This is a genomic window from Bradyrhizobium ottawaense (genome assembly GCF_900099825.1).
GTDB classification, from domain to species: Bacteria; Pseudomonadota; Alphaproteobacteria; order Rhizobiales; family Xanthobacteraceae; genus Bradyrhizobium; species Bradyrhizobium ottawaense_A.
The window spans coordinates 5,974,028-5,999,113 of sequence record NZ_LT629693.1 but is presented as its reverse complement, the minus strand read 5'-3'; the positions used below and the strand labels follow the sequence as shown (position 1 = coordinate 5,999,113).

Here is a 25,086-nt window from a genome sequence, read left to right as displayed (position 1 = left end):
TCAAGCAGCAAATCTTTGATGTCTGCTCTTCACTCAACAACGGACCTTCACCAAAGGGGCGGTTACGTCAGCTTTGTGCCGATTTTGTTGCAAAAGTCGGCTGTAACTGATGGATGTCGTTAGGCCATTCGCTGAGGCCGACCGGCTTTGATCCGCCGGCCCTGACGCTCGCTACGCCACTCCTACGCTACGCAATACACAGGGCATGAGCGGGTGGTGGTCGCGCAGCCAGCGACGCAAGCCGCCTCAGGTTCTGGGCGATGGCGGTCAGAACAAACTCATCTTGGGCGCCTCGTGGGCCGCGCAGTCGAAGCCGATCGAGCCGCAGGATGCGCTTCAAGTGTGCGAACCGCATCTCAATCTTTTTGCGCTCGCGCCGCGACTGATCTTCAGGAACAGCGTCGCCAAGATGAAACTCGTAGAACAGTTGACCTTGGTCACTCTTCAGACGGCCCATCATGGATCGACCTCACCGAGAATCGCCTCAACACAACGGAATCACGCTTCGCGGCCTCTCTCAACCGACTTTTGCACCAAAATCTGCCATCAAGAGACTCATGCACTGCAGCAAATTTGACGCTGTCAGCCGGTGAATAAGCTCCCATGGGTTCCGTATTAGTCGGGACGATGTGGCTGTCACCCGTGTTAGTACTGGGGCGCGCCAACTAACTGAAATGGAACCCTGGTCATCAAGTTCGTTCCTCCGGAATAAGTAAGGGATCGTTAACGCCTTCAATAGCTAGTTGAGCGAGAGCGGGGAGATTGCTGCCGCCGGCGGTGCATTTTGGAATGACTGATGCAAAATCGGGCCGCGCAATTTGTCGACACGGTCAGCAGACACCTGACCGCCGGATGCGTGCTCGAAGCGATGGCAAGCGCGCTGAATGACATTGGCATTGATTGTTTCTGCATGAACCTGTTGGCCACGCCCAAGCAAAAATTTGAAGAGGTAATACTCGCCAGCAAATTGCCCTCAGATTGGATTAATCTGTATAAGGAAAAGGCCTATAGCGAGGACGATCCTTCGCAACGCCATAGCAAACGTGTCGTGCGTCCCTACGACTGGAAGGATGCTCCTTACGATTCGGAGCGCGAACCCCGCGCATTGGAGGTGGTCCATCGCGCAAGCGACTTCGGTATTGGAACCGGATTTGTCGTTCCTATCCCCGGCTCAGCCGGGAACATCGGCAATGTCTGGATGGGCGGCTATAAGTTTCAGATACTGAACCGTCACAAACCATCACTGCATTTGATGGCACTTTACGCGTTCGCTCACGTCCAGCGGCTTAATGGCACGGCCAAGCAAAATGTCAAACTCAGCGACCGCGAACGTGAGATACTTACTTGGATAGCCGCAGGAAAATCTGTCATTGAGATCGGTGAAATTCTGACCCTCTCGGACAGAACTGTTGAGTGGCACGTGCAGCGGTCGATTGCAAAGCTTGATGCGAGAACGCGGACCAACGCAGTGGCCATTGCGCTTCGCGACGGTGCCATCGCGTTTTAGACAAGAATCAACGTCATGGTAGCGCCCTGGACTTTCGTGAATCAACTTGTGGCGATGAGCATTCCCGCGCAACGTTCGGCGTCCGAATTGTTGAACTGTCGGGCTAACACTCATAGTGTATAATTAAAACCGAGCCCCGCTAGACTGGCCTTTTCCAGCCTACCGCCCGAACAATAAATAGATCTATTCGGGCTTACAATATTCCCGGTGAGCGTCGCGTATGATTCGATTGGAGCTGGTCGTCCGATCAAGTACCCCTGAATCAGATCGCACCCTTCATCTCTGAGGTATTTGAGCTGCTCCTCGGTCTCCACGCCCTCCGCTGTGACTGCCATCTTCATCGAATGACCTAGCCCGATAACGGCGTGAATGATGGCTTTCGCAGAGTCTTGCACCCCAATCTTTTCTATGAAGCTTCGGTCGATCTTGATCTTGGAAAACGGAAAATCCCTCAGGTACGAAAGGGACGAATATCCTGTCCCAAAATCATCCAACACGATTTGGACACCAATTTTCCTGAGTTTTGTCAGCGTAACAAGGGCGCGATCACAGTCCAAGATTAGCGCCCCCTCGGTGATTTCTAGCTCCAATCTCTTCGGGGCGAGCCCAGTTTCCGAAAGCACTGACCCGATCAACGCGGGCAAATCTTCATGTTGAAACTGCACCGGAGAAAGATTCACGGCGATATCCAACGGTCGCTTCCAGGACGCCGCTTGTTGACACGCCTGCCGAAGCACCCAGCGTGATAGTTGAAGAATCTGGCCGGATTCTTCTGCAATCGGGATAAAATCGCCCGGCGAAATGTTTCCCTTTTTCGGATGATACCAACGAGCTAACGCTTCGAATGCGACGACTTCACCCGTGTCTAGGGCAACGGGTTGGTAGTGCAAGTCCAGTCCATTTCGTTCAATGGTCGACTGGAGGTCTCGCTGGATGCAGGCCCTGTGCCTTATTCGCCGCTCCATTTCAGTGTCGAAGAATCGGATCGACTCAGGCCCATCCCGCTTGGCTTGCCGAAGCGCTTCATCGGCATTTGAGACTATCTCGATTTCGCTGGATGATCCGTGGTTCGGAAAGATCGCTACGCCCGCACTGAATCTAATTCGGTGCGTGTGACCAGCGATATTCAGTTCGGCGCCCACCGCGTGTTGGACCGCTATGAGCCGCCGCCGCAGGTCGGCTTGGATAGGATCCGGGACAATCATGATGAAACCGTCGCCGCCTATTCGCGTTAGAAATTGGTCTTGCGCGGCAAGCTTTAGGCGAGTCGCTACGGCGTTGAGAACATCGTCGCCAACAGCGTGCCCAAACGTATCATTGATGTCCTTGAACCGATCGAGATCGAAGCAAACGACCGCAAAACTCGTTGCCGTCGCTGACGCCGCTTCGACGGTACGTGTCAGATGCGCGCTGAACGCCGTACGATTTGGCAAACCAGTGAGTAGGTCGTGATAAGCAAAATATTCGGCGGGCTGAGTTGTGAAATCGACTGCGTGAGCGTATCTGGCGAGATGATGTTCCACTACGTCTGCTTCTGCCTAAAATGGCCGTTAGCGCACTTGTTGTTGTCCTCGTTAAGTCGTGCAGCGTGTCTGCACCCTTCAGCCACTGTCGAAACCAGTGATTGTACTAGGCGGCCCCTACTCCCTGGCGAAGTGGTTAGCGCTTAGTTAAATCTGCGATCAGCATTGATCGGGCGGGAGATTGGAACCCATGTCTCAGAATGGGATGGACCGGCCGTGCTCCCGCCCCGAACCGCTCAGAGAATGAGCGGGGGGCTTAGCAGCACGAGGAGCACATCGCTATGTCCCATAAGACAGCCGCTACAGGCGCACACACCATCGGCATCGATACGGGCAAGAACACCCTGCATTTGATCGGCCTCGACGACAAGGGGGCAATCGTTTTGCGGGAGAAGATCGCCCGCGGCCGGATCGCAGCCCGGTTCGCCAATGTGCCGCGGTGCCTGATCGGAATCGAAGCTGGCATGGCGACCCACTACGTGGCTCGCGAGCTAATTGCGCTCGGTCATGACGTAAGGCAGGTACCACCAGCTTATGCCAAACCGTTCCGGCAAGGCCACAAGAACGACTTCAGAGACGCCCACGCGATCGCGGAAGCTGTGCAGCGGCCGTCGACACGCTGCGTTCCAGTTAAGACCGACGATCAGCTTGATCTACAAGCACTGCACCGGGTGCGATCTCGCCTGGTCGGCCAACGAACGGCTGTGATCAATCAGATCCGCGGCTTTCTCCTGGAGCATGGCATTGCGGTACGTCAGGGGCTTCGCTTCCTCCGCCAACAGCTTCCAGACATCCTGGCAAAACGCGGCGACGTGCTGTCACCTCGCATGATCAGGATCATAGAAGATCTCAGCGGCGATTGGCGGCGTCTTGATGAGCGTATCCAGCACATCACCGAAGAGATCGAGGTTTTGGCAAATAGCAGCGAGAGTTGCCGCCAATTGATGACCGCTCCGGGCATCGGCCCGCTCATCGCCAGCGCCATGGTAGCGGCCATTGGCAATGGTGCTGCCTTTGCCAAGGGCCGTGACTTTGCCGCCTGGCTCGGCTTGGTACCGAAGCAAATGTCGACCGGCGATCGGACGATCCTCGGGCGCATCAGCAAGCGCGGCAATCGCTATCTACGTACGATGTTAATGCAGGGTGCTCGCGTTATTTTGCTCAGGCCAGCAAACTGGGCGAAGCATAGCTTTGGGTTATGGCTCACCGCCGCAGCACAACGCTTACACCATAACGTCCTGGCAACCGCACTTGCCAATAAGCTGGCGCGGATCGCTTGGACTGTGTTGGCACAAGGTCGCAGCTACGAAGCGCGCGTCGAGCCAAAGGTCGCATAGGATCAACATGTTCGAACTCGCCGAGGGGATGTCCGACGCTGATCCCTGACGTAACTGATACCTGCCGAGGTCTGCGAGTTGGATGGAGGAAATGGAGAAACGGTCTCGCCGTCGTACCCGTGATCTGGTGACCCAAGCGGCCTCTCAGGGCCTTTCTCAGAATGAGATCGGGTGCGCGCGGATATCCATGATGGCCAGGAGCATAAACGCTCCATGCAAGGGCCGGATACAGATGCGCAAGACCAGCCCCCTCCATTTGTTCACATTCGGCTTGCAACGCACGGCCGGTCCATACAGTTGGGTCAGACGCGTCGGTTTGACCCTGCGTCGATCACTTTCGCGGTAGGGACGCGAGTTACCTCGCGCCCCCCGCACAGATCCGTACGGGCCCAATTCGGGCGTACGGCTCCCACCTTGGGTGTCTGACGGCGAAGCGACTCTCTGGCCACGGATGAAGGATTCGCGGTTTCGGGAGCCAGTGGTCGGCCAACCGCTTGATCCGCTCCCAGGTCATCCCATCTTTTTGGCTCCGCCACTGCAGCGTTCGCCGCCAGAGATTGGTAACGTGGAATAGGAACGCGGACAGTGACGAACTGTTTGTCGGCACCGCGTGGTAGTTGAAGTAACCGGTGACGACCTGCTGCAACCATCTTCCCTGCTGGGGAATCGGCTGATGCATGCTCCGTCGCAGTTCCTGTTTGATGGCTTGCAACTTTGCCTGCATGCGATCGCGCCGGGACTTTCGTTTGATTTGGAATTTGCCCCGACGAGTTTTGCTGCAGATAAAGGTGAAGCCCAGGAAGGTGAAGGTCTCCGGTTTGCCGAGCCCGCGCCGCTTGCGGTTTTCCACCGCGAAGCGTCCAAACTCGATCAGCCGGGTCTTCTCCGAATGAAGCGACAGTGCAAACTCCTGTAACCGCTTACGCATCTCGTCGAGGAAGCGACGGGCGTCGGTCTCGTGCTCGAAGCCAACAATGAGGTCGTCGGCGTAGCGCACGATGATCATATTGCCCGCTGCCTCACGCCGTCGCCAGCGCTCGGCCCAGAGATCGAAAACGTAGTGTAAGTAGAGATTGGCCAGAAGCGGTGAGATCACCGATCCCTGCCCGGTCCCCTTGTCACTGACCGTCACGATTCCGTCTTCCAGGACGCCTGCCTTGAGCCATTTCTGGATCAGGCGGATGATACGTCGGTCGCCGACGCGATGTTCTACAAACCTGATGAGCCACTCCTGGCTCACCGTGTCGAAGAACGAGCGGATGTCAGCGTCCAGTATCCAGTTCACCTTTGTGCTGGTGATCCCGACCATGAGCGCATCCATCGCATCGTGCGTGCTGCGTTCGAGTCGGAACCCATACGAGAACCCGAGGAAATCCTCCTCGTAGATCGCGCTCAGCACCGCAGCCGTGGCCCTCTGGACGATCTTGTCCTCAAGGGCGGCGACCGCGATCGGGCGTTGCCGACCATCCGGTTTGGGTATGTAAACCCGCCGCGACGGTAGTGCCCGATACGCTCCCCGATGGACGCGAGCATGCAGGTCCTCAAGATTGCGCTCAAGGTGCTGCTCGTAATCCCGACATGTCAGCCCATCCACTCCAGCTGCAGCATTCCCCTTGAGTTCAGAGAATGCCTCTGCGAGATGGTCAATACTGACGTGATGGAAGAGCGCGGTGAACTTCTCCTTCTTCCTTTGCCTTGCGGCTTGCCGTATGCGCTCCAGCGCCTGTGACACGGTTCCCCGGTACTGTGCCCGGCCCGTGCTTTGCTGACGCACATTCCCCTCGGCCCCCGCCCTTGGCTCCACCAACTCCACAGCCGGTTGCCCGGCTTTGTTCGTTGGCTTCACAGCTACTATGGCGGGGTCAGACTTCTCATGATCGTACATCATCGGCTACGGCTCCTCGCCTTCCCGACGCGGGCCAGTGCAGCACGCATACTGGTGCTGGCCGACCATGAGATCTCCCGGTTCCCAAGCAAGAGCGTGCGCACATGCCAGTGTCTAAGACCACGCCGGGCCGTCTGGGCGCTCGCGTTATCGCGCCCATCCGTGTTGCCTTCCGTCACCGGAACGACGTCGGCACCCAGAATGAGGGTACTTTCGCGGCTCAATGGCTGGCCTATGCGCTCCCCTGTCAACGCTTCGCCGAGGCCCTCGCGGGCATCTGCGCATGACTCGGGGTCGATGCGGTTCGCTACTCCTTCATCGTGATGGACTTCCACCATCTACTCCTTGCCGGTCTCCCGGCGCACTCCGGTCCACCCCCAATAAGCGGACATTCTCAGTCTCCGCCGGCATGTCGCAAATGTGCCACAAACGGAAGTGACCAACCTCATTCAATCACCTCGTCGGCACGGCCGAGTAGCGGCAGCGGCATCGTCAATCCGAGTGCCTTAGCCGTTTTGAGATTAATGACCAGCTCGACTTTGGTGGACTGCTGGACCGGCAGGTCGGCGGGCTTCTCGCCCTTCAAAATACGGCCGGTGTAAACGCCGGCCTGGCGAAACGCATCGGCCTCGCTGGGGCCGTAGCTCATCAGGCCGCCGGCCGCCGCGAACTCACGCCATTCCACAATTGCAGGGATCATGTGGCGTGCCGCCAGCGCGGCGAGTTGTTTGGCGTGGCCGGTAATGAAACCATCGGAACCGACGACGAGCCCGCCGGCTTTCTGCTGGACAAGCTTCGCGAAGGCCGCGTCAATGTCGCTGTCACTGCTGGCGTTTAAAACCACGATCTGCCGCCCGAGCGAGCGCGCAGCATCCTGCATGGCTCGCAACTGGAGTTCGGTGGTCGCTTGGGTTGGGTTCACAAGTAAGCCAATCGTGCTGACCGCAGGAATAACCTCACACAGCACCTCCAGCCGCTTCGCCACGAGCCCAACAGTGAGCACACTTATGCCCGTCACGTTGCCGCCTGGGCGGTTGAGGCTGGCAACAAGGCTATGCTTGACCGGGTCACTGCCGGTAACAAAGACGATCGGAATAGTTGAGGTCGCCGCCTTGGCTGCGATGGCCGGGTTGATGCCGTCAGCGGCGATCACTGCCACCCGACGTTGGACCAACTCAACCGCCAATGCCGTTAGTTGCTCGTAGTGACCTTCGACCCAACGGTACTCGATCGCTACGCTCTGGCCCTCGACATAGCTGGCTTCCTTCAAACCTTGGCGGAATGCAGTCGCCCGACTCGCGGAGTTATCGGGCGAGCTGTTACTGAGAAATCCGATCACGGGTATCGTTGGCTGCTGTCCGCGAGCGACAAGCGGCCATGCGACCGCCGCGCCGCCGAGAAGTGTGATGACCTCACGTCGCTTCATGTCCGTCCCAGGCCCAGGACAAGGTATATTATCGGCTCAAAACTAGCACTTTGGAAGGGGCCCAAGTGTGTCTCAGGCACATGTCATTGAGCAGGTCGCCGATGTCTCAGAATGGGTCATTTTCGGAAGTCAGCGCTCGTATCCTGGAGGTCCGTTCTGCCCTCAGGTACGGACATCGCCAACGTGGTCCCTCACGTCCGGTTCGTGCCGATATTGTTGCGAAAGTCTTTTTGGGGTGGCGAACGAAAACTCTTAGAGCCGCTGATGCGTCTGACGCGCGGCGACGCGAGGGACCATATCGTTTCACCCAAAATCGATCACGGACCTCCATAGTGGAGTTGAAAGGCGACGCAGCAGTAGAGAAGTCCAAAGGTCACCTTTCGCGAGATTTTTAGGGTTGTTCGATTTTCGACTTTTGCAACAATATCTGCCATGACCCGACATCGCGCATCACGTGAGGGCCGAACCGAAGTGGGCAAGCATCGAGTGCGTCGAAAGTGTTGTGCATGGCACCAACGGCGTTCGGCCGGAATGCACACTGATTGGTTCGACAACCGCACGGCCGCTTGCGTTGTTTTTTACAGCTGGGCGTCGCACGAATATGGGACACCTTGGGAGAGGCGCGCTGCGTGCTTTCCCTGCAACTTCGCGCTAAAGTGACGCAATGGCCAGTGCCCTTGACCATGTCGCCTGGGAGGCGTGCCTACTTGAACCCCGCCGCGACCGGGCGCTCGAATCCTACGCCCGGCGGAAGATGGGGATGCCCGTTCCATCCATCCGCTATTTCACGTCAGTTCCATGGTTGGCACGAGCGCTGATAGATCTGCACCCCGAATACGGGCTTCTGATGCATCTCGATCAGCACACGGCAGACGTCCTCACGCTGGTCGTAAGTCAGGAGAATTCCTGCCGCTTCTGCTACGCAGCCCAACGGGCGCTGCTGTGGGCCCAGGGGATGAGCGAGGCCCGCATCCAACGCGTCGAGCAGAACCTGAGCCGCGCGGATCTCGTGCCGCGGACGGTCGCAGCCATCGCGTTCGGGCGGAGTCAGTCGCGTGTCGGCCCCGCGGGAGCGCAGGAGGCCCTGCAAGCTCTCCGCAGTGCGGGTTTCAGCGATGACGAGATGAAGGAGATCGCGTTCACCGTGGCCACCACGGATTTCCTTAACGCGCTTTCTCAATTCCTGCGATTCCCTCGCGTCCATTGGAGCAGATGCCGGAACAGATGCACATGCGGCTGCTCCGACCTTTGATCAACCGCGTCCTGCAAAGGCATCGATTCCGCGGGCGGGCGACGCCATTGGAACGCTTGCCGTCTTATCCCTATGTCCGCCTTGTCAAGGCGTACGCGGGATCGCCGATCGCACCAGCGCTAGGGCAGACGATCGAGGAGATGTGGGCATCCTCCCATCTCACCCGACGCTGCAAGCTCTTAATGCTCGCTGTTGTCGCCCGTGGGCTGGGCTGCCAGGTATGCGCGTTCGAGGTGGGCGAGGCCCTGCAACGCGAAGGCCTGCACGAGCCGACGCTCACTCAGGTCCTGACTCATCTCGACGCCCCGGACCTGGATGTCCTCGAGCGGTTGCTCGTGCGCTTCGCGCGGGACACCATCTGGTTCGAGCCGGCGGCGCTCCAGCGCCGCACCCGCGGCTTGCGCGATTACCTCTCAGGCCCGCAGCTTCTGGAGGCCATAGGCGTGGCGTCCTTGGCCAATGGGCTCTGTCGCCTCGGCGCCACGGTGATGGGCCACTCATGACGTGGACGGTCGTCACAGCCGCCGTGCTCGTTATCATCGCTATCCTCGGCGGCGCGCTCTATCGCCAACGGCGGCTGAATCAGAATCTCCGCTCGCAGCTCGAAGCGGCGGCCGCCAACCTCGAGCAGCTTCAGCAAGCGTGCTCCCGGCTCGCGCCGGCGGGTGTGGTACAGCGGCTCATCTCGGATGAGGTACAGCCCGGCACGGGGCCTAAGGCCGAGCGCAAAGTCGCGACTGCACTGTTTGTCGATCTTGTGGGTTTTACCGCTATGAGCGAGCGGCTGGAGCCAGCAGTCCTGGCGCGCGTGCTCGACGGCTACTATCAGCGCATGAGCGATGCCATCGACGAGCACCGTGGGCAGGTCGGAAGCTTCGTCGGAGACGGCATCGTTGCCTACTTTGGTGCAACCCAGCCGAACCCATGGCAGTGTGACGATGCTGTACGCGCTGCCCTAGCCATGCGGGCGGCCATTGACGAGTACAATGGAGAACTCGATCGCGAGGGGCTGCCGCGGCTTTCCATAGGTATCGGCATCGACCGCGGCCCGGGGCTGGCTGGGCTTATGGGTTCCCGCGATAGGAAGGAGTACGCATTTATCGGACGCTCCGTGAACCTCGCGGCGCGGGTACAAGCCCTGACGCGCATTCATCAGGTGGACATTCTTGTTACCGAGACGGTGCGCGACGATCTCGATCCTGGTTTCGTGCTCGTGCCCATGCCTGCGGAGCCAGTCAAGGGACTCACTAAACCCGTGATGACTTATGCCGTGCGGAGGCGCTCAACCGATCGTGAGCCTGCAGTGGGCTGACCGGATTCGGACGCGCGACGATCGAAACACGGTACCCTCAGGATGCGGGCCCAGAGGACCGCTAATGGGATGGTCCGGCCGTGCTCCTGCCCCGCCAGCAAGCGAAGCTGGCAAGGGGCGCCAAAGACAAGGAGCACGCCATGTCAGAGAAACTCGACACTTCGCCCGCCGTCATCGGCATCGATATCGGCAAGAACTCGTTCCACATCATTGGCCAGAATCAGCGCGGTGCCATCGTGCTGCGGCAGAAGTGGTCACGCGGCCAGGTGGAGGCCCGACTCGCCAATCTGCCGCCGTGTCGGATCGGCATGGAGGCCGGCGTCGGCGCGCATCATCTCAGTCGCAAGCTGCAAATGCTTGGCCACGACGCCCGCCTGATGCCGGCGAAATACGTGCGCCCCTATTCGAAGGGACAGAAGAATGACTTCCGTGATGCGGAAGCCATCGCCGAGGCTGTCCAACGCCCGACCATGAAGTTCGTCGCGACCAAGACCGCCGACCAGCTCGACCTGCAGGCGCTGCACCGCGTGCGCGAGCGGTTGGTCGGTCAGCGTACCGGCGTCATCAATCAGATCCGTGCGTTCCTGCTGGAGCGGGGCATCGCCGTGCGGCAAGGCCTGCGTTCGCTGCGGTCCGAGTTGCCGGATATCCTCGCGACGCGCACCGATGTCCTCGCGCCTCGCATGTTGCGCATCATCGAGGACCTGGCAGCAGACTGGCGCCGACTGGACGCGCGCATTGAGGACCTCTGCAGCGAAATCGAAGCATTGGCTCGTCAAGACAAAGGCTGCGAGCGACTGATGACTCCCGGGCATCGGCCCGATCATCTCGAGCGCGATGGTAGCCGCGATCGGCACTGGAGACGTGTTCTCGAAGGGCCGCGACTTCGGCGCCTGGCTCGGATTGGTGCCGAAGCAGATATCGACAGGCGACCGCACGATCCTCGGCAAGATATCAAGGCGCGGCAATCGCTACCTGCGCGTCCTGTTTGTGCAAGCCGCGTGGGTTGTGCTGGTCAAGGTAAAGTGTTGGGAGCGCTATGGCCTCAAATCCTGGATCGAGGCCGCCAAGAAACGATTGCACCACAACGTGCTGGCGATTGCGCTCGCCAACAAGCTCGCCCGGATCGCCTGGGCGGTTCTCAACAAGGGGCGCGCCTTCGAGTGCGTCAAGACAGATGAGATGGCGTCCCGGCCTGCCTGATCCTCGCGCCGTGCTCGGGGCCGTCAAGGCGCAGCCTGGCAGCGGTAGAGCAAGACGTCAGGACAGCACGACGGCCGGCCTTGACGGCCCTTGCGCGCGGCGCGTCTGCGCGCGCAGGCCGGGACGAAGGAACGGCCGCCAGGCACGAACGAAGGAACAGTGCGAAGTGAGGAGCTATCGATGACGTAACCAACATCCCTTACCCGCCGAGGTCTGCGAGAGGATGAGACGACGATGGAGGATCGGTCTTCCCGGCGCATGCGAACACTGGTGACCCGAATGGCCCGTTCGAGGCCTGTCCGCTAATTAGCTCGAATGCGCGCTGATATCCATGATGGCCCGGAGCACAACACGCTCCAATCAGAGGCCGGATACATTGATGCAAGACCGCATCTGCCAGGTTGACGAAACCTCTTGCAACGCGCGGCCGGACCATACATTGGGTCAAAGTGAGAAGTCCGAGCGTTCAACCGGCAGGTCGGCTTTACCCCCAACTCCGGACATGGCCTTGCACCTGCGCAAACTGACGCTATGTGCCACAAGGAGACTCATGCACCGCAGCAACAGCTTTATTCGATCACATCGTCGGCACGTGCGATGAGCGGCGGCGGCACAGTGAGGCCGATGACCTTGGCGGTCTTGAGGTTGATGATCAGCTCGGCCTTGGTCGCGACTTGCGGGACTGGCAGTCCGGACCGGGGCTAGTCGGCCGTGAGAATACGTCCGGTGTAGATGCCTTCCAGCCGCACGAACGTAATACTGCCGCGCGGTAGCTAATCAGGACGCCGGCGGCCGAATCTTGTGAGTTTGATTTCTCACCAAGTATAACGCAGCCGGCCCATACCGGAGTATTTCGTCGAATTTTCGGCGAATTCACCGTCGAACCGCGCGCCGACCGAAAACCCGTTCCTGAACCCGATCTCCACGCCAGCCGACACAAGTGCCAAATCGGTGGCCGGCGCCGCGCCGGTCACGACGAAGATTGATCCAGGCAGCGCTTGGAACCCGGCGGTGATGTTCGGCGAGGACCAATCGTCGTGAGCCCAGGCGGCACGGCCACGCAGGGACAGTGTGGTGTCGTAGTCAACCGGAATGCTCCAGTCGAGCCAGGAGCCAAGCTCCGTGCGGGTGGTGGTGATCGTCCTGGCGTTGTAGGAAAGTGCGAAAACCGACGCGCCGGAGAGCGCGGTTTCGCTGTAGGACGGCGTTCGGAAGCTCTGCACTTGCACAGCGGCGTAGGGAGTGACCCCGGACTGACCCTGCCAACCCATACTCGGAATGGCGAAGCGATATCCGCCTTCGAGCCGGCCACCAATGTCATTAGCGGCGAAATCGGAGGCCAGATGGTCGGTACCCGCCACGGTCACGAACCGGTCGGTGTTAAACTGATGAAAGCCGTAGGCGATTGCGGCCGAGACATAGGCCGCATCTACACGCGTTGTGCTGTAGATGGCCGCCTGGAACATGTCGCTGCGTCCGCGGCCTAAACCTTCCGACAAGCCATAACGGGTGGCCCCGCCCGAAAGCGCGAAGCCGGCCACGGTGTTGGGCGTGACCCGATAGTCGAGGCCAGTGGCAAAGCCGACGTCGCTCACTGACCTGTCGTGGCTTCCAACACCCAACGCGTCACCATTTGCGTTGGTTTGCCCACCATAGGCCGCAGCCCAAACGCCCCAAAGGCGCGGATCGGGGTTCCACGCGGCAGCGCGCGGGACAGCCTTGACGTACATTGGAGAGACGGGGCGGTTCGGGGCGAACGGGCGATTTTCGGCGTACGGGTTGGTCACCAGCGACAGGAATGAGTTCATCGCCTGGGTTCCTGCTTGCGCCGGGCCGGTAGCGACTTCTCCTGAAAGCTGTGTGAAAGCGCTTTGCAGTTGGCTGGGTGACAGGAACGAGAGCAGGCCGAAGAATGCCGGCGGCAGCGTGCCGCCGCTTCTAATAAAGGTATCAATGGAATTTGCGACCGCGCGTTGATTGCTCGTGGCTGAGGAGGTCAGCGCAGACGAAGCCGAGGCCGTGGTGGTCGTGCATGTTGTGATGGTGTTGGTATCCAACGTGACCGCACCGTTTTGTGCCAAAGCATCACCGCATTTGATGGTGGCGTTGGTATTCAGCGTGATGCTCGTCAGTGCGAGAATGTCCCCAACGAACGATGTGCTCGTGCCAAGCGTCGCCGAACTGCCAACCCTGAAAAATACGTTGCCACCCTGAGCACCGTTGATCAGCGAAATGCTCGAACCGCTGGCAGTGGTCAGCGTGCTTCCGGTGTTGATGATGAAGACTGAGTTCGGGTTGCCTTGCCCATTAAGTGTGAGAGTGCCAGTCAATTGAGCTGACGTATTGAAACCGTAGACGCCCGCTATCAGCGTTTTGCCTCCCAGGTCCTGACCTGTCAGATTAGTCGAAACAGGCCTGCCTGCCAAAACGTTGTAGGCGGTAATGTTATCAATTTGAGCTTGAGCGGCAACGGCATCGGCCGCACTTATGACGCCGTTTACAATGCCAGGGGGAAACCCAGTGACCGCGGAGCCAGGGCTGACGCCGACATTTCCATTGATCACAGTCGAGCCTGTGTTGGTAACTGTTGAGCCGGCCAGAACTGCGAAGCTCGCGGCCGTCCCCAGAGACGGCGCCTGCTGCGCATGGCTGGGAGAAGTCAGTGTCGCTCCCATCAGGCCCAGTACCGCCACAGCGCCCCGAACTCCGGACGGCTTTTCAGACGATGCCCGCACCGACGCGGGGGCGAACGAAAACCTGTGACCGTTGGTGCGCATCGGATTTCCTCGGTTCGTAATCACGCGAACGTTAGACCCGGAGTCGCGGTTCCATTGTGTTATAATGGTGGTCTCACGATTTTTCGGCTTGTTGTTGCAAAAATAGCGCGAGCGCTCGCCTCGGCTCATCCGAATGAACTTCTCGTGCCGGTCATACCGCGTCGCCACCTGCCGCCCGGTGTCGCGCGTGTAATAACGGTCGATGTCGGCTTGGGGTCAAAGGACTCTGATGTCCCTCGTCAAGCGCCGAACGCGCGATTGATCGCCCTCTTACTGCCATTCTGGCTTGAGGGTCTGGGCGATAGATCGTGCAGGGGTGAGGGCGGGACCTGAAGACGTCGGTGATCAAACTCTGATTCGCGGGTTGGGTACCGCATTTCCGTTTGTTCGTCCGGGGCTGTCCCTGTCTAAACGCGGGCATCGATCTTGCGATCGGCCACATAGTCCAAGCGGGAGTTCCCCTGCCGTGGCCCCGCCCTCGCTGCTGCACGATTGATGTTCGATGATGCTCCGCTGATATTAGCCTGTTGCTACGTGTGAGGACGGAGGGGTTGTGGGCCGGTCGAGCCCTTCATAGCTCGAGCGGTCCATGACCCCGGTCTACCGGTTCGCCGTCGCATGAGATCCTACGAACTCACGGTTGATCGCCCAGATGAAGGCTGACAGCTCGCGGGCGATCGCAGTCACCACGATCGTCGGCCGCTTGCCCTTCCGCGTCAGTGTCCTGAAGCGGCCACAAAGCCGCATCTGCGCCTTCCAGGCAATCTCGCGGGCCGTCCGTGGCGCGGCCCCGATCCTGGTCTGCATGTCCTTGCTGACGCGTGGCGGGAATCGGTAGCTCCACGCAGCCTCGATGAGCAGCCGTCGTGCACGCGTGTTGCCGGCCTTGGTGATGCCACCGCGTTTGACGCTCTCCCCGGTCGATCTCTCTGACGGGGTAAGGCCAAGATAGGCCATCAACTGACGGGGGTTCTCGAAGCGCGACAGATCGCCAAGCTCGGCCAGGAACGCGATCGCCCCGACCATGTCGATGCCACGCATCGCCTGCACTGCCTCGATGACTGGTGCCAGAGTCCAGTCCGCCACGGCCTCGCGCATGGCCTGTTCCAACCGCTCGATCCGTTCCCGGACCTGTCGTACAGCCAACAGCATTTCTTCGAAGGCGATGCGCTGCTCGCGATGCTCAAGCTTGAGGCCGGTGAGCCAGTTGATGTGCGTCCGCCCCCAGGTTTTCTTGCCCGGATAGTGACGGCCGAGACGAAGCAGAAGCGAGGAGACGTTCTGGCGCTTGATTCTGTAGTCCTTAACCGCGGCATCGCGAGCCCGCACGAGGTCCCGCATCGCCTCGTGACGCTCATCAGGCACCCAGACCGCCGTCAGCTCACCGGCCCTGAGCAGCTTCACGAGATTGACGGCGTCGCGCCGATTGGTTTTGACCCGATCACCTGGCTTGGATGGGATCAGCGACGGTGCCACCACAATGCAGTCATGGCCGATGCTCTTGATCAAGCGGTAGAGACCGTAACCTGTCGGGCCAGCCTCGTAGCAGAACGTCAATCGAGCATGTTTGCTCGCGAGTTTTGCCACGAGCTTACGTGTCTCGGCTTCAGTATTGTCGATCTCGCCGAGATAGCGAATCTCACCGTTTCGACCGGCATCGGCAATCGCCACCGCATTGCGCAATTTCGCAGTGTCCAACGCCACGAACGCTTCGCTATGATGCTCCATGACTCGCCCCCCTTGTGTGAGGCTCTACCCGGCCTATCCGGGCAACCCTCGTCATCACATCGAGGGCGAGTCGCCTTCACATGGAAAGGGACATACGGTCTAAACCGCTCGCGCGGTAGCGCTCCGCAGCCAACCGCGCGGGGTGGGGAGAGATAAGAGGCGCGTCCTGTCTGAAGATGAGGAGTTGCAACCCTCACTCCAGACAGGAGCCTCCCCATGACCGACCAGGCAATGAGCCCGTTACGCCGGCGCATGATCGAAGACATGACGATCCGGAAGTTCGCGCCGAAGACCCAACATGACTACCTTCAAAGGGTCAAGAACTTCGCCGCCTATCTCGGCCGCTCGCCCGATACGGCGAACTTCGAAGACCTCCGTCGCTACCAGCTCCATTTGGCGGGGAGCGGCGCCGGTGTTCCTACTCTCAACCAGACCATCTCGACGCTGCGGTTTTTCTTCAAGGTCACGCTCGGGCGGCCGGATATCGTGGAGCGCACGGCATTCGTCCATGAACCCAGCAAGCTGCCGGTGGTGCTGAGTCCGGAGGAAGTGGCGCGCCTGCTCGATGCGGCACCATCGCTCAAATACAAGACGGCGTTGAGCGTGGCTTACGGAGCAGGATTACGTGCTCTGAAGTGGTGGCACTGAAGGTATCCGACATCGACAGCCAGCGCATGGTGATCCGGGTCGAGCAAGGCAAAGGCCGCAAGGATCGCTATGTCATGCTGTCCCCGCATCTGCTCGCTCTGCTGCGGGCCTGGTGGAAGCTGGCGCGGCCACAAGGCTGGCTGTTTCCGGGACAGAACCGGCTGAACCCACTGACGATGCGCCAACTCAACCGCGCATGCCATGCCGCCGCCGATAGAGCCGAGATCGACAAGCGCGTATCGCTCCATACCTTGCGGCACAGCTTCGCCACTCACTTGCTCGAGCAGAACATCGATATCCGGGTGATCCAGGTCCTACTCGGCCATGCCAAGCTCGACACCACGGCGCTCTATACCCGCGTCGCCACAAAGACGATCCAGCAAGTCATGAGCCCGCTCGACCGCATCACGCTGACACAGGCCGAGCCGCCGACCTGACGCGGGCTCCTCGTGTCGCGTCCATCGCTGGAGGTCGCGGATATCTTCCGCGGCCACGGCCCGGCATGGCGCCGGGCCAATGCCGGCCATGTCAGCCTGGGCCAATTGAAGGTGATGTCGGCGATCGAGAGCTGCCGCACGGCAGCCCTCGGCGGCCATGTCGCGCTCTGTGAGGAGTGCGCCTACAGCCAGATCTCATACAATAGTTGCCGCAATCGGCATTGCCCGAAGTGCCAGGGCGCGGCGGCAAAGGAATGGCTGGCCGCGCGCGAAGCCGATCTGCTGCCGGTGCCGTACTATCATGTCGTATTTACGCTGCCAGCGGCCGTCGCCGACATCGCCTATCACAACAAGGCGGTCGTCTACGACCTCCTGTTCAAGACCTCGGCCGAGACCCTGAGCACCATCGCCGCCGACCCCAAGCACCTCGGCGCCCGCGTCGGCATCACCTCGGTCCTCCATACCTGGGGCTCCGCCATGACCCATCATCCGCACGTGCACATGATCGTGCCGGGCGGCGGCATCTCGCTCGACGGCGAGCGCTGGGTGACGTGCCGCCCCGGCTTCTTCCTCCCGGTGCGTGTGCTCTCGCGACTGTTCCGCCGGCTATTTCTGGAGAAGCTCCTCGCCGCACACGAGGCCGGTCGTCTCCAGTTCTTCGGCGCTCACGCCGCTCTCGCCGACCCACAGGCGTTCGCGGGTCATCTGGCTCCGCTGCGCCAAGCCAAATGGGTGGTCTATGCCAAGCGTCCGTTCGGCGGCCCACAGGCCGTGCTGGCCTATCTGTCGCGCTATACCCACCGCGTCGCCATCGCCAACAGCAGGCTGATCGCCTGCGACCGCAACGGCGTAACCTTCCGATGGAAGGACTATCGCGCTGAAGGTCGTGATCGCCGGAAGGTCATGACACTCGCCACCGTCGAGTTCATCCGCAGATTCCTGATCCACGTCCTGCCGCAAGGGTTCCACCGCATTCGCCACTACGGCCTGCTTGCCAGCGGAACCCGCGCCGACAACATCGCTCAAGCGCGCCGCATGCTCGACGTGACGGCGGCACAGCCCGAGGCTGGCGATACCAGCTGCCCCGAGGCCACCGAACCCAAGCCGAACCCGTGTCCGTGCTGCGGCGGTCGCATGATCGTCATCGAGAGGTTCCAGCGCGGCGCCTCGCCGCGTTACCGGCCGGCGGCATCCCCAATCGTGATCAGGATCGACACATCATGATCAGATCAGATTCGCGGCCACACCCCATCGCGGCCCTGCTGCTTCGCCGGCTCTTGGCTGGCAATGATCATGCTTGCCCTCGCGTCGCTCTCGATAGCCGTCGTCCGCTGCGCGACGCCGATTCTGCCTATCGCAATCGGCCGACCGCGTTCGTCGCCCCCTCAATCGCTTCCCAAACAAGCCTTCAACGCACCTCGGCAACAGACCGCCAGCGTCGAAATCCCCATAGCGCCTGACGCAAGACCTCGCCTCCACACCTTCCGCGGTTTCCTCCATTGGAGGTTTGCGTACGCCGGCCCCACCGTACCCGCCGCGCCACCATCATGGGGCCGCCATCCGCAAACCTTCACAAACTCGGAAGTCGGCGCTCGTAACCGCCATGTCCGCTTTCCCACCCAACAACGGACATTGAAACCGCACGTCAGGTGAGAGCCAAAAATCGAGACTGAAGACAAGTCGAAGTGACGCAACTCACATAAGTGGGCTTTTCGGATTGAATTCAGAAATTTTTGCGTATGAATGAGGCCCACCGGTCCGCATCCTCTTCGCGCCAGAGAATTGACCACCCCCCACCCCGAGGGTCTGACGACGCGCCTGGTTCCGGCGGGGCCCGCCCGCCCTCTTCTCGCCGCCATTAGGGAGCCAACAGGGGGCGAGCCCTACGGCGGGCAGTGTTCCTGAAGGGTTCCGCGTGATCGTCCGACGTTTGCTGCAACACGAGGCTATTGCATCCCGCCGCGCGGTCCTGGGCGGGCTTGCTTCTGCAACCAGCGTGCTCGCACTCGGGGGATGCGCCGGCTTAGGCGCGACGGGCGCGTCCTTCGACGCTTCGTCGCTTTCAGTTGATCCTACACTGCTCGTCACAACCACACGCAAGCGGGTGAACGGCGGGCGCGCGAAGCCGTGGTTCGGGCCGGAGCGGGCTTCTGCGATAACGGTCGCACGGGCGAAGCTGGTGCCGCCAGACGACGGCCGTCTCTCTCTCGCCGCAGTCGGACTTGGCGATTGGCGTCTTGATGAGGTCGAGCCGGTGTCGGGGAAGGTCGGCGATCTTCTTGCGCAGGCCGGCGGCGGACCAGACGTCCTGATCTACGTGCACGGCTTCAAACAGACGTTCGAGACAGCGGCGCTCGATGCCGCGCACCTCTCCGATGCAATCAAGTTCCGCGGCCGGACGATGCTATTCTCCTGGCCCTCCAAGGCGGGACTGTTCGACTACGCCTATGACCGCGAAAGTGCGATGTGGTCCCGCGACGACTTCGAACGCGTGCTCTCATCCATCGTGTCGGCTCCGGGCGGCGGCCGCGTCCACATCGTCGCGCACAGCATGGGAACCATGCTGACGCTCGAAAGCTTGCGTCAGCTCTATGCGCGATACGGAGACACCGTTGCGGGAAGGATCGGCGCGGTAGTGTTTGCCGCACCGGACATCGATATGGACGTATTCTCGTCGGCGATCAACCGCATCGGACCGCTCGCCGGCAAGATCACCGTCATCGCCGCGACGAACGATCGCGCGTTGGCGCTGTCGGGACGAATCGCTGGCGGGATGACACGAGTCGGCGCCGCCGAGAAGGCCGCCATCGAGCAGCTCGGGGTGCGTGTGATCGATGCTTCCCAGGCAGGCTGGGGTATCATCAACCACGATTTGTTCCTGTCGAATGCGGAGGTGCAGCAGGTGATACGCCGCTCGATTGATACCGCGGCCGCGTGAACTCGGCTTGGCGAAAACGATTACGCAGGAAGGGTGCCTGCCCGGCGCTTGTAGCGCTCTGGCCTAGAGTGGCGCGCCACGGTCGATGAAGATGGGCACTATTGTTTCGCCGTGGCGCTATGATGCCGGCGTCCGCCACACACCCAAATCGGCAAAGCGGCGGCGGGCTGCGATATTGCGCTACGCCTCACGGACAGCTCTCTTCCGGATGTCGCGGGGTAGTCCGGTTATTCGTCCTTCCATTTGATCGAGCAGCCAATAGACGCCTTTTGGTCAGCCCGCGCCAGACCGGTGTTCGCAATCGCGCGCATGGCCTCGACAAGCTCTCGGGGCGCCCCCGCGCGAGGCGGAGTTGTGCGGCCTTCGTCGAGCCGGCCGCGATACTTGAGCTTGCGGTCGGCATTGTAACCGAAGAAGTCCGGCGTACAGACCGCCCCATACGCCCGAGCGACTGTCTGGGTCTCGTCGTGGAGATATGGAAACGGGAAATCATGAGCCTTCGCGAAACGCTTCATATTCTCAAATGAGTCTTCGGGATAGCTCACCGCATCGTTCGAACAAATCGCCGCAAAGCCTATGCTCTCCGACATCAGCACGCGGGCCTCCGAAACCATGCGGTCGATCACCGCTTTAACATAGGGACAATGGTTGCAGATGAAGACGACGACCGTGCCTTTTTCGCCCGCAACGTCGTCCAGTGCGTAAGTCTTGCCGTCGGTGGCCGGAAGCCGGAACTCCGCCGCCGGCGTATCAAGAACGACTTGGGTAGCTGTTGTCGCCATATCGCACCTCCTTGTGCCCAAATATCCGCTGACGACGGCCTGCCGGGGCAAAATTACAGAAGCCTGCTCGCCAGTCGCGTCGTTTAGACATTTCCGGTCGACCCTTAACAGCCGACATTTGGACGAGCGCGGGATTTCGTCGGTGTGGGCCGGGAGCCGACCAAATGCGGGACCTACAGATAAGGGCTGCATCGGCAGCCGCAGCATCATCGAGCGGGTTCCCCCCGGGGCCCTAGTGAGATCAAGATTTCTCCGCTTTTGGACCTCGATATCACGGTATGGTCGGCAAGAACAGCAAGCGGAGGTTCAGCCAATGCCGATAAGAGATGGCTTTGATCAGAACCACCCTTTGCCTTTCTTTCTCTTCGGTCATGCTGATGAGCACGAGGAACGCGGCTCGTTGCTGCTCCTCAATGCGAGTATTTTGGTTCTAGTGGCGTCACTGGTCGGTATGGCGATTCTCCTATCGTTGGGAAATCCGGCGAAGGTCTTTGCGGACATCAAGGCTTCGCTGACCGATATTTCGGCCCTTCAGCCTGACACCGTTCAAACGACGCCGACTGTATGGGGCGCGCCAGCCCGCGACGAAATTGCTACCACTTTTGATACCGCCCATCAGAGCCAGGCAGAAATCAGGGCGGCACCGCCTGGAGCCTTGTTGACACAATTGCAAGATTGGGCGGCCAAGGAAGATGCAGGCGCACAAATCGAGACTGTGCGGCCCGCGCAAGATGCACGAGCACAGGTTTTGCAAAATGCTCAGGCACGCGTCCTTCCCATTCAAAAGCACTGAAGGGTCCGCCCGTCCAAGATACACGAGCAGAGATCCAGAATCTGCGGAATCCCCGAGCGAGGGTCCGGCGTGATCAAAATACGCGGGTGGCGGTTCGGCCCATCCAGGATGCCCGAGCACAGAACCAGTCCCTGCAAAATGCCCAGGGACCATTTCGTTACTGGCAAAGCCTCGGTTGGCATGAATAACCCGGCTTCACGCCTGGGCGAGCTTGAAAAGCGATACGCCCACCTGTGTCTGCATTCGTTGGATGCTGCCTCGCCAATGTCGAGTTTGGGTCAAAGGCCGGCCTCGAGCCGCTAATGCTCAGGTCCGCTCTTCCATCCTCAGCGGACATTCACCGAAGCCGCAAGTGGGCTTTTCCTTGTAAAAAAATCAAAGATTTTGGGTATGAACCAGGCCCACCGGTCCGCATCCTCTTCGCGCCAGAGAATTGACCACCCCCCACCCCGAAGGTCTGAAGACCGCCTAGTTACGGTTGAAGAAAGCTGAACTCAAGGCCGAGCGGCTGGCACGAGAGGCCGCGGAACCGAAGGCGAAGAAATAGCGGTGGGGCGGCCCGCCGCGCCGTCGACGAGACCGCCCGCGGACTCTGCATGCTCTCCAGAACGATCTTGAGCTTCTCGTCATTAGTGCAGCGCCGACGTCGGCCGGTTTCAACAACTCCCAGCCGTTCAACCTGAGTGCTGAACTTATTGCTGCATAAGGACTGTTACACAGCACTCAACCTAACTTGGAAAGGCGGTCCACACCGGAGGGAGACGTTTCAAACGTTCGATAAGGCCGGACACCTATCGCCATGCCAAGCTTCGAGATCAACGGCGTCCGAAGCTGGCATCACCTTTGCTGAAGTACCTGCAGGACCCGAAAACAGCAAGGAATGTGTGCTACAATGAACCCGGCAATGCCCCAGACCGATACAGCTTGCCGCTCGGCCAGCAAAAGGCCGCGCCGCGGCACCTGGCTGCGGCGCTCGTTTCAGCGCTCAGCGGTATCACGTGTCAGGCGGAAGGGACCGCGATGGTTGCTCGTGGCGCTTCTCCTGTTGATTGCCGGTAATGTCGCGCTCGCAATTCTCGCCTGGCTCATTGTCGAACACGTGTTCCGCTAGGAAGCTTTGGACGCCCGCGTCGGGGGTTACCAAGAACACACCCAGGAGGTAGGCCGCCTGGCTGGCGAAAAGACATGCGATTGTAGCGAATATCCCTTCAAGAAATCCGAAGCCATGATAGAACAGAGCAACCGCTGAACCGAAAGCCACAAGCGGAGCAACTACCAGGTTTGCCCAAACCCGAAACACAAAGCCGGTCGTCAGCCCGAGTAAAGCGCTCGCGGCCAAGGCAATCAAAAAGATGATCATGAGGCATTCCCTGCGAGCCCGCTAAGCCGAGCGTTTGGTTTTGTCCTCAGAAGCCATGCTGAGCGGTCAGCGGCAAGCGGGATGATGTTAAACCCGCAAGGGAACTCTGCGTATTCTTAATCCTTACAAAGCGAAGTAACGTTTAGAAGAAGCGGAGCCCTTCATACGCTCTCTCAGCGGCCCCCTCAGCGCAGCATCACTGCCGACCCTATGCTTCCGGCCGAGATTGGACTAAGCCTGCGCGCGTCGAAGGATTCTTACCGCCCGCCTGTCGCTGGTCCCTGCCGAAGAGAGCATGATGCTGTTGGGCACGCCCTTGAAGGGCCATTCTGCGGCGGCCGCGCCGCTCATGTCTATGACCGGAAACTCCGGATCGATCTGCCGGGCGCGCTTTGCGACTTCCCAGCCATCAATTCTGCCGCGCAGAACTATGTCAGTCACCAGGGCACGGTACGCGCTTTCTCACTCACTGCAGCAAGGTGACCGCTTCTCCGCCGGACGGCGCAGAGCCGGATCGAATCCGCCTTCCCTGAGGGCTTCTTCCACAAGACTTTGAACCGGTTCGTCATCCTCGACGACCAGTATAACCGGAACGGCTTCATTCAAGTTCTGCTCCTCGCGCGGGCCATAATCTACCCGTGTTCCATTTGCGGATTCGGCATGTCAATCTCATCCCTTGAGCGCCCGCGTTGTCCGAACTGCAAAGAGCGTATGGTGGCGGTGCGATCAGAGCCCGGTTGACCACCCGAGGCACGGACTTTCAAATGCATGAGGAGCGGCGAGCGCAAGCTCGTCGAGACGATTGAATGCGGAACAAGACTCCGCGCGGCGACAACACATCCAATTTTACTTTCATTGTGGCGATTAAGCCTAACGGTTCAATCTCAAAACTGAGACGGCAACCACTTCGTTCTTGCGGTATTGAACAGGCAGTGTGGGACGTTTGGGGTGGGAAACGAGCTTTGGAAAACGAAACTGAAGTCAAACTTGTCAGGTTTGGCCAACGAAAAATCGTGCCTCGCGCCTGCGTGGCTGACTCAAAGAAACACGTTCGATCTTTTCTTTGTGAAGCGCTTCAAGAACTCGGATTCACCACCTGTGAATGCGCTCACCCGGCCGAAGCAACCGGGGTAATCAACGCCGACATCCCTGATCTGCTTCTGCTCGGGTTTGCTGGCGAGGGCATGTTAGCGGTTCGCGTTTTGCAGCGACTCGCCGACGAGCGCTTTGGTGGCCACGTGCTCTTGTTCGGGCCCCGTCATTCGCATGCGTTACTGGCCTTGGCGAACCTCGGAGCCCAACTCGGCCTGCCTATGCTTCCCGTCCTCGCAACGCCGTTTGGCGAGGTCGAACTGCAGGCAAGCCTTGCTGACTTTGTGCCTTTGCCAGCGCCGCCGCGCCCCCCGGTTGACGCCGCAGAGGTGCTTCATAATGGCTGGCTTGAACTCTGGTATCAGCCCAAGATAAACACCCGCTCTCTGTCCGTGGGCGGTGCCGAAGGGCTCGTCCGTATCAGACACCCTCATTGGGGTATGGTCTCTCCCAGCTATTTCAAACCGGACGACAGAGACCCGCATTACGCAGCTTTGTCCGAATTCCTTATCAACCAGGCGGTGGCGGACTGGCACTGCTTCGTTTCAGAATTCGGGCCAATTGAACTTGCTATCAATCTGCCACTTTCGTTCCTCACGAGCGACGGTGCGCTTGCGACAATTGAGCGGCTTCTTCCCAGGCATCCGACCTTTCCGGGATTGATTGTCGAGATCGATGGCACGGAACTTCTGCGTGATTTCAAGCTCGCAAGGGATGCCGCGCATTGGCTGAAGTTCCACAAAATCGGCCTTTCCGTTGACGGTTTAGGTGCAGAATGGCCCTCGCTCCTTGGCCAGGAGGAATGGCCGTTCTTTGAGCTAAAGGTTGATCGAAAATTTATCGATGGGTGCGCAGGCGACGGGTTAAAGCGCGCGGCCTGCAGGAGGATTTTGAAATTGTCCGAAGGCAGAACACGAACGGTCGCGGAAGGGGCGGAAACACGAGCCGATTTTCTGACGGTCAGGGAATTGGGTTTCGCGATGGCCCAGGGGTGTTATTTTGGAAAACCGATGGAGCGCAGGAAGTTTGCGCGGCAAATTGCCCATGCTCGGTTTCCGAGGGGCTGACCAGCTTGCACGAAAGAAC

The 25,086-nt window shown here is 60.0% G+C and carries 16 protein-coding genes and 3 pseudogenes; 11 read left to right on the top strand and 8 right to left on the bottom strand.

Features of this window, described 5'->3' with window-relative positions; translation table 11 throughout:
- Positions 1-187: 187 nt before the first annotated feature.
- Positions 188-382: pseudogene (locus tag BLR13_RS28045) on the bottom strand (transposase); the annotation flags it as partial.
- 414 nt (positions 383-796) lie between these two features.
- On the opposite strand from BLR13_RS28045, the gene BLR13_RS28040 reads away from it, so the two are divergent.
- Positions 797-1,507 (top strand): LuxR family transcriptional regulator, encoded by a 711-nt coding sequence (locus BLR13_RS28040; protein WP_074817225.1) that lies wholly within the window; start codon positions 797-799, stop codon positions 1,505-1,507.
- Positions 1,508-1,617: 110 nt separating this feature from the next.
- Here BLR13_RS28040 and BLR13_RS28035 read toward each other — a convergent pair whose 3' ends face one another.
- Positions 1,618-3,030: a putative bifunctional diguanylate cyclase/phosphodiesterase gene (locus BLR13_RS28035; RefSeq protein ID WP_074817227.1), complete on the bottom strand. Its 1,413-nt coding sequence runs from the start codon at positions 3,028-3,030 to the stop codon at positions 1,618-1,620.
- Between the two features lie 281 nt (positions 3,031-3,311).
- Here BLR13_RS28035 and BLR13_RS28030 point away from each other — a divergent pair, with 281 nt between their 5' ends.
- Positions 3,312-4,367, top strand: coding sequence for an IS110 family transposase (locus BLR13_RS28030; RefSeq protein WP_074817232.1), 1,056 nt, complete (start codon positions 3,312-3,314; stop codon positions 4,365-4,367).
- Positions 4,368-4,722: 355 nt separating this feature from the next.
- Here BLR13_RS28030 and ltrA read toward each other — a convergent pair whose 3' ends face one another.
- Complete coding sequence (gene ltrA / locus BLR13_RS28025) at positions 4,723-6,255, bottom strand: group II intron reverse transcriptase/maturase (RefSeq protein ID WP_171944926.1); 1,533 nt, start codon at positions 6,253-6,255, stop codon at positions 4,723-4,725.
- A gap of 442 nt (positions 6,256-6,697) precedes the next feature.
- Positions 6,698-7,678 carry an ABC transporter substrate-binding protein gene (locus BLR13_RS28015; RefSeq protein WP_074817234.1) on the bottom strand — a complete coding sequence of 327 codons (981 nt, stop codon included), beginning with the start codon at positions 7,676-7,678 and terminating at the stop codon, positions 6,698-6,700.
- 760 nt (positions 7,679-8,438) lie between these two features.
- Between BLR13_RS28015 and BLR13_RS28010 the strand changes: the two genes are divergently transcribed.
- The 4 genes and pseudogenes from BLR13_RS28010 (at position 8,439) to BLR13_RS28000 (ending at position 11,445) form a co-directional block, all read left to right on the top strand.
- Complete coding sequence (locus BLR13_RS28010; protein ID WP_172805572.1) at positions 8,439-8,930, top strand: carboxymuconolactone decarboxylase family protein; 492 nt, start codon at positions 8,439-8,441, stop codon at positions 8,928-8,930.
- On the top strand, positions 8,891-9,433 hold the full coding sequence (locus tag BLR13_RS40475) for a hypothetical protein (protein WP_157793729.1): 543 nt from the start codon (positions 8,891-8,893) through the stop codon (positions 9,431-9,433). The genes BLR13_RS28010 and BLR13_RS40475 overlap by 40 nt, the downstream gene beginning before the upstream one ends.
- On the top strand, positions 9,430-10,242 hold the full coding sequence (locus BLR13_RS28005; protein ID WP_074817242.1) for an adenylate/guanylate cyclase domain-containing protein: 813 nt from the start codon (positions 9,430-9,432) through the stop codon (positions 10,240-10,242). The genes BLR13_RS40475 and BLR13_RS28005 overlap by 4 nt, the downstream gene beginning before the upstream one ends.
- A gap of 140 nt (positions 10,243-10,382) precedes the next feature.
- Positions 10,383-11,445 (top strand): annotated as a pseudogene (locus BLR13_RS28000) (IS110 family transposase).
- 815 nt (positions 11,446-12,260) lie between these two features.
- Here BLR13_RS28000 and BLR13_RS27995 read toward each other — a convergent pair.
- Together BLR13_RS27995 and BLR13_RS27990 are read right to left on the bottom strand one after the other, a co-directional pair.
- Entirely contained in the window at positions 12,261-14,351 is a 2,091-nt protein-coding gene (locus BLR13_RS27995; RefSeq protein WP_143039645.1) for an ice-binding family protein, read from the bottom strand.
- A 471-nt stretch (positions 14,352-14,822) separates the two neighbouring features.
- The gene (locus tag BLR13_RS27990) at positions 14,823-15,950 is read right to left on the bottom strand and encodes an IS110 family transposase (RefSeq protein ID WP_074817250.1); all 1,128 of its coding nucleotides are present in this window, start codon (positions 15,948-15,950) and stop codon (positions 14,823-14,825) included.
- A 216-nt stretch (positions 15,951-16,166) separates the two neighbouring features.
- Between BLR13_RS27990 and BLR13_RS27985 the strand changes: the two are divergent.
- The 3 genes and pseudogenes from BLR13_RS27985 (at position 16,167) to BLR13_RS27975 (ending at position 19,973) form a co-directional block, all read left to right on the top strand.
- Positions 16,167-17,035, top strand: a pseudogene (locus tag BLR13_RS27985) (tyrosine-type recombinase/integrase).
- Between the two features lie 12 nt (positions 17,036-17,047).
- The gene (locus BLR13_RS27980; protein ID WP_074817253.1) at positions 17,048-18,259 is read left to right on the top strand and encodes an IS91 family transposase; all 1,212 of its coding nucleotides are present in this window, start codon (positions 17,048-17,050) and stop codon (positions 18,257-18,259) included.
- A gap of 706 nt (positions 18,260-18,965) precedes the next feature.
- Positions 18,966-19,973: an alpha/beta hydrolase gene (locus BLR13_RS27975; protein ID WP_244524950.1), complete on the top strand. Its 1,008-nt coding sequence runs from the start codon at positions 18,966-18,968 to the stop codon at positions 19,971-19,973.
- A 227-nt stretch (positions 19,974-20,200) separates the two neighbouring features.
- Here BLR13_RS27975 and BLR13_RS27970 read toward each other — a convergent pair whose 3' ends face one another.
- The gene (locus tag BLR13_RS27970) at positions 20,201-20,755 is read right to left on the bottom strand and encodes a thioredoxin family protein (protein WP_074831022.1); all 555 of its coding nucleotides are present in this window, start codon (positions 20,753-20,755) and stop codon (positions 20,201-20,203) included.
- 313 nt (positions 20,756-21,068) lie between these two features.
- Here BLR13_RS27970 and BLR13_RS27965 point away from each other — a divergent pair, with 313 nt between their 5' ends.
- Positions 21,069-21,548, top strand: a complete 480-nt coding sequence (locus BLR13_RS27965) for a hypothetical protein (protein WP_074817256.1) — start codon at positions 21,069-21,071, stop codon at positions 21,546-21,548.
- A gap of 994 nt (positions 21,549-22,542) precedes the next feature.
- Here the strand turns inward: BLR13_RS27965 and BLR13_RS27955 are convergent.
- Positions 22,543-22,908 carry a hypothetical protein gene (locus tag BLR13_RS27955; RefSeq protein WP_074817259.1) on the bottom strand — a complete coding sequence of 122 codons (366 nt, stop codon included), beginning with the start codon at positions 22,906-22,908 and terminating at the stop codon, positions 22,543-22,545.
- Between the two features lie 806 nt (positions 22,909-23,714).
- On the opposite strand from BLR13_RS27955, the gene BLR13_RS27945 reads away from it, so the two are divergent.
- Positions 23,715-25,067 carry an EAL domain-containing protein gene (locus tag BLR13_RS27945; RefSeq protein WP_083387569.1) on the top strand — a complete coding sequence of 451 codons (1,353 nt, stop codon included), beginning with the start codon at positions 23,715-23,717 and terminating at the stop codon, positions 25,065-25,067.
- The last annotated feature ends 19 nt before the right edge of the window (positions 25,068-25,086 follow it).

What these genes read in the sequence shown, in the direction of transcription:
- BLR13_RS28030 (WP_074817232.1), top strand. Translation starts at nt 3,312, where the DNA reads ATGTCCCATAAGACAGCCGCTACAGGCGCACACACCATCGGCATCGAT.
- BLR13_RS27990 (WP_074817250.1), bottom strand. Translation starts at nt 15,950, where the DNA reads ATGGAGCATCATAGCGAAGCGTTCGTGGCGTTGGACACTGCGAAATTG.
- BLR13_RS27995 (WP_143039645.1), bottom strand. Translation starts at nt 14,351, where the DNA reads ATGAGCCGAGGCGAGCGCTCGCGCTATTTTTGCAACAACAAGCCGAAA.
- BLR13_RS28040 (WP_074817225.1), top strand. Translation starts at nt 797, where the DNA reads ATGCAAAATCGGGCCGCGCAATTTGTCGACACGGTCAGCAGACACCTG.
- BLR13_RS40475 (WP_157793729.1), top strand. Translation starts at nt 8,891, where the DNA reads ATGCCGGAACAGATGCACATGCGGCTGCTCCGACCTTTGATCAACCGC.
- ltrA (WP_171944926.1), bottom strand. Translation starts at nt 6,255, where the DNA reads ATGATGTACGATCATGAGAAGTCTGACCCCGCCATAGTAGCTGTGAAG.
- BLR13_RS27945 (WP_083387569.1), top strand. Translation starts at nt 23,715, where the DNA reads ATGCGGAACAAGACTCCGCGCGGCGACAACACATCCAATTTTACTTTC.
- BLR13_RS28015 (WP_074817234.1), bottom strand. Translation starts at nt 7,678, where the DNA reads ATGAAGCGACGTGAGGTCATCACACTTCTCGGCGGCGCGGCGGTCGCA.
- BLR13_RS27965 (WP_074817256.1), top strand. Translation starts at nt 21,069, where the DNA reads ATGCCGATAAGAGATGGCTTTGATCAGAACCACCCTTTGCCTTTCTTT.
- BLR13_RS27955 (WP_074817259.1), bottom strand. Translation starts at nt 22,908, where the DNA reads ATGATCATCTTTTTGATTGCCTTGGCCGCGAGCGCTTTACTCGGGCTG.
- BLR13_RS28010 (WP_172805572.1), top strand. Translation starts at nt 8,439, where the DNA reads ATGCCCGTTCCATCCATCCGCTATTTCACGTCAGTTCCATGGTTGGCA.
- BLR13_RS28005 (WP_074817242.1), top strand. Translation starts at nt 9,430, where the DNA reads ATGACGTGGACGGTCGTCACAGCCGCCGTGCTCGTTATCATCGCTATC.
- BLR13_RS27970 (WP_074831022.1), bottom strand. Translation starts at nt 20,755, where the DNA reads ATGGCGACAACAGCTACCCAAGTCGTTCTTGATACGCCGGCGGCGGAG.